The sequence below is a fragment of the uncultured Shewanella sp. genome (genome assembly GCF_947501665.1).
Classification (GTDB): Bacteria; Pseudomonadota; Gammaproteobacteria; order Enterobacterales; family Shewanellaceae; genus Shewanella.
Genome location: NZ_CANMWS010000062.1, coordinates 1 through 2,814, shown reverse-complemented (window position 1 = coordinate 2,814; position 2,814 = coordinate 1). Strand labels below are relative to the sequence as shown.

Annotated in this window: 1 protein-coding gene and 4 tRNA genes; 4 read left to right on the top strand and 1 reads right to left on the bottom strand. The window is 41.8% G+C overall.

The window, feature by feature from the left end; genetic code table 11:
* Window positions 1-76, bottom strand: a tRNA-Val gene (locus Q0976_RS23855).
* Between the two features lie 699 nt (window positions 77-775).
* On the opposite strand from Q0976_RS23855, the gene gltX reads away from it, so the two are divergent.
* The 4 genes from gltX to Q0976_RS23835 all read left to right on the top strand — a co-directional run bounded on the left by gltX (window position 776) and on the right by Q0976_RS23835 (window position 2,624).
* Window positions 776-2,185 (top strand): glutamate--tRNA ligase, encoded by a 1,410-nt coding sequence (gltX, locus tag Q0976_RS23850; RefSeq protein ID WP_299497344.1) that lies wholly within the window; start codon window positions 776-778, stop codon window positions 2,183-2,185.
* A 106-nt stretch (window positions 2,186-2,291) separates the two neighbouring features.
* A tRNA-Ala gene (locus Q0976_RS23845) sits at window positions 2,292-2,367 on the top strand.
* 67 nt (window positions 2,368-2,434) lie between these two features.
* Window positions 2,435-2,510 (top strand) — tRNA-Glu (locus Q0976_RS23840).
* A gap of 38 nt (window positions 2,511-2,548) precedes the next feature.
* Window positions 2,549-2,624: transfer RNA gene (locus Q0976_RS23835), tRNA-Ala, on the top strand.
* Window positions 2,625-2,814 lie beyond the last annotated feature (190 nt).

The following is a 2,814-nucleotide window of genomic DNA, read 5'->3' as shown; positions in this document are numbered from 1 at the left end:
TGGTGGTCGATACTGGGCTCGAACCAGTGACCCCCTCCTTGTAAGGGAGGTGCTCTCCCAGCTGAGCTAATCGACCTCGCTGTGTTGGGGCCGTATTATAGGGAGAGAGCTTCGAGTGTCAACGCTTTTTTCGATAAAAAAACTTACTCGCCTTAATTTTGTGCTGTTTGCTGCTTTGTCACACAAGTCTTTGTGCTGATTGTTAATAAGTCATACCTATTCCAGTCACTCGGTGATCTTTTAACGGCAGAAGTAAATTCTGTCTGTTTGACACTAATCGTGATGTTTGCCTACCGCACAGATTGTTGTTCCTTTCTCATCTATTCTATTTGAATTTATACCCGTGAGACTTCAAGCTGCAGGATTCAGTTGGAATGAAAAGTCTTTTAGACAAGGCATTGAACATCGAGCCTAGTTATTCTAAGTTGGTGTTTAATAACACAGTATAAAAGGCTTTTAAACCAACCCTTTGGGAGTGTGTAAAAGCGCCTGCTTCTGCGTTGTATCACCTTAAAAGGCAGTAAGCATTTCGGCAATAATACGCCTTGAATTAGGCACTTTTACGCATTCTGAAAACATGCAGCTTGAAGTCTCACGGGTATAGCACTATATGCGCTGGAATTGGTATCAGGTGAATTAAAGCGATTTTTTCTGTCAAGGTTCAGGATGTTGAGATGCTTATTTTTCTTTTTGTCATTTTGGCTGGTAGAATAGGGCGCACATTTATCAGTACCGTCTAATTACTAGACTTTTCAATATAGGTTATTGTCCCATTATGACAACTAAGACACGTTTTGCTCCTAGTCCAACTGGTTTTCTTCATGTTGGTGGCGCTCGAACAGCACTTTATTCATGGTTACACGCTCGTGCAAATAAAGGTGAATTTGTATTACGGGTTGAAGATACTGATATTGAACGTTCGACTCAAGAAGCTTGTGATGCAATTTTAGAGGGGATGGAATGGCTAGGACTTAATTGGGATCAAGGTCCGTATTATCAGACTCAGCGTTTTGAACGTTATAATGAGATTATTGCGCAAATGTTAGCACAGGGAACAGCTTACAAATGTTATTGTTCTCGTGAACGCATAGAATTAATGCGTGAAGAACAAGAAGCTAAAGGTGAGCGTCAAAAGTATGATGGTTGCTGTCGCGACAAAGCTCCTAGAGAAACAGATGAGCCTTACGTTATTCGCTTCAAAAACCCAACAGAAGGGAGTGTTGTTTTTGACGATCATGTTCGAGGGCGGATTGAAATTGCTAACGAAGAATTAGACGATCTTATTATCGCACGTACAGAAGGCACACCAACCTATAACTTTTGTGTGGTTGTTGATGATTGGGATATGGGGATCACATGTGTTGTTCGTGGTGAAGATCATATCAATAATACACCTCGTCAAATCAATATTCTTAAAGCATTAGGTGCTCCAGTACCAGAGTATGCTCATGTTGCTATGATATTGGGTGATGATGGCGCTAAGTTATCAAAGCGTCATGGCGCTGTCAGTGTCATGCAATACCGTGATGATGGCTTTTTACCAGAGGCACTGCTGAATTATTTGGTGCGTTTAGGTTGGTCTCATGGCGATCAAGAAGTGTTTTCTATTGAAGAAATGAAACAACTTTTTAAATTAGATGATATCAATAAGGCCGCATCTGCTTTTAACACTGAGAAGCTAGTTTGGTTAAATCAACATTATATGAAGTCTCTGGCGCCTGAGTATGTAGCAAAACAATTAGAATGGCATATGCATGATCAAAAAATTGATTTCTCACAGGGGCCTTCTTTGAGTGAAATTGTTACAGCATTGTCAGAAAGAGCAAAAACATTAAAAGAAATGGCAGCATCCAGTCGTTACTTTTATGAAGATTTTACAGACTTTGATGAAAATGCGGCGAAAAAACATTTAAGAGGTGTTGCTATGGAGCCGTTAAAACTTATTCAACAGAAACTATCGGCTTTAGTTGAATGGGATCTTGCCTCTATACATGATGCTATTGAAGCGACAGCGACTGAATTAGCAGTTGGCATGGGTAAAGTGGGTATGCCATTAAGGGTTGCTCTTACTGGTGCAGGAATGTCTCCTGCTGTTGATTTAACCTTATTCCTAGTTGGACGTGAACGTTCTGAACAAAGAATATCCAAAGCGATTGAATTTGTAGCAAATAGAATAAATTCCTAAAAAACGAGTTGACACTTTTGGGTCTGCTGCATAGAATGCGCCTCGCAGTTGAGACACAGGGTCACGAAAGTCGTGATAGATTCAAAAGTGTATTAATTGGTAATGTGGGGCCTTAGCTCAGCTGGGAGAGCGCAACACTGGCAGTGTTGAGGTCAGCGGTTCGATCCCGCTAGGCTCCACCATTCTTATAGGTTTTTTTGTGAAATTCTATAAGAAAGCTCACGTAAAGAGTCTAATATTACCGTCCGGGTCCCCATCGTCTAGAGGCCTAGGACACCGCCCTTTCACGGCGGTAACAGGGGTTCGAATCCCCTTGGGGATACCAAGTTTTAAAGGTTTACGTTATTTGTAATGTAAACCTGTGGGGCCTTAGCTCAGCTGGGAGAGCGCAACACTGGCAGTGTTGAGGTCAGCGGTTCGATCCCGCTAGGCTCCACCATTATTTCTTCTCAGTTCTAAATGATATGAGAGGTTAACTCAAAGTGTTTATTAGAGTATAACTAAAGCACTAAGCACAGTGTATTTAGCACATAGAACACTTTTGCTTAAAAAATAAAGTCCGGGTCCCCATCGTCTAGAGGCCTAGGACACCGCCCTTTCACGGCGGTAACAGGGGTTCGAATCCCCTT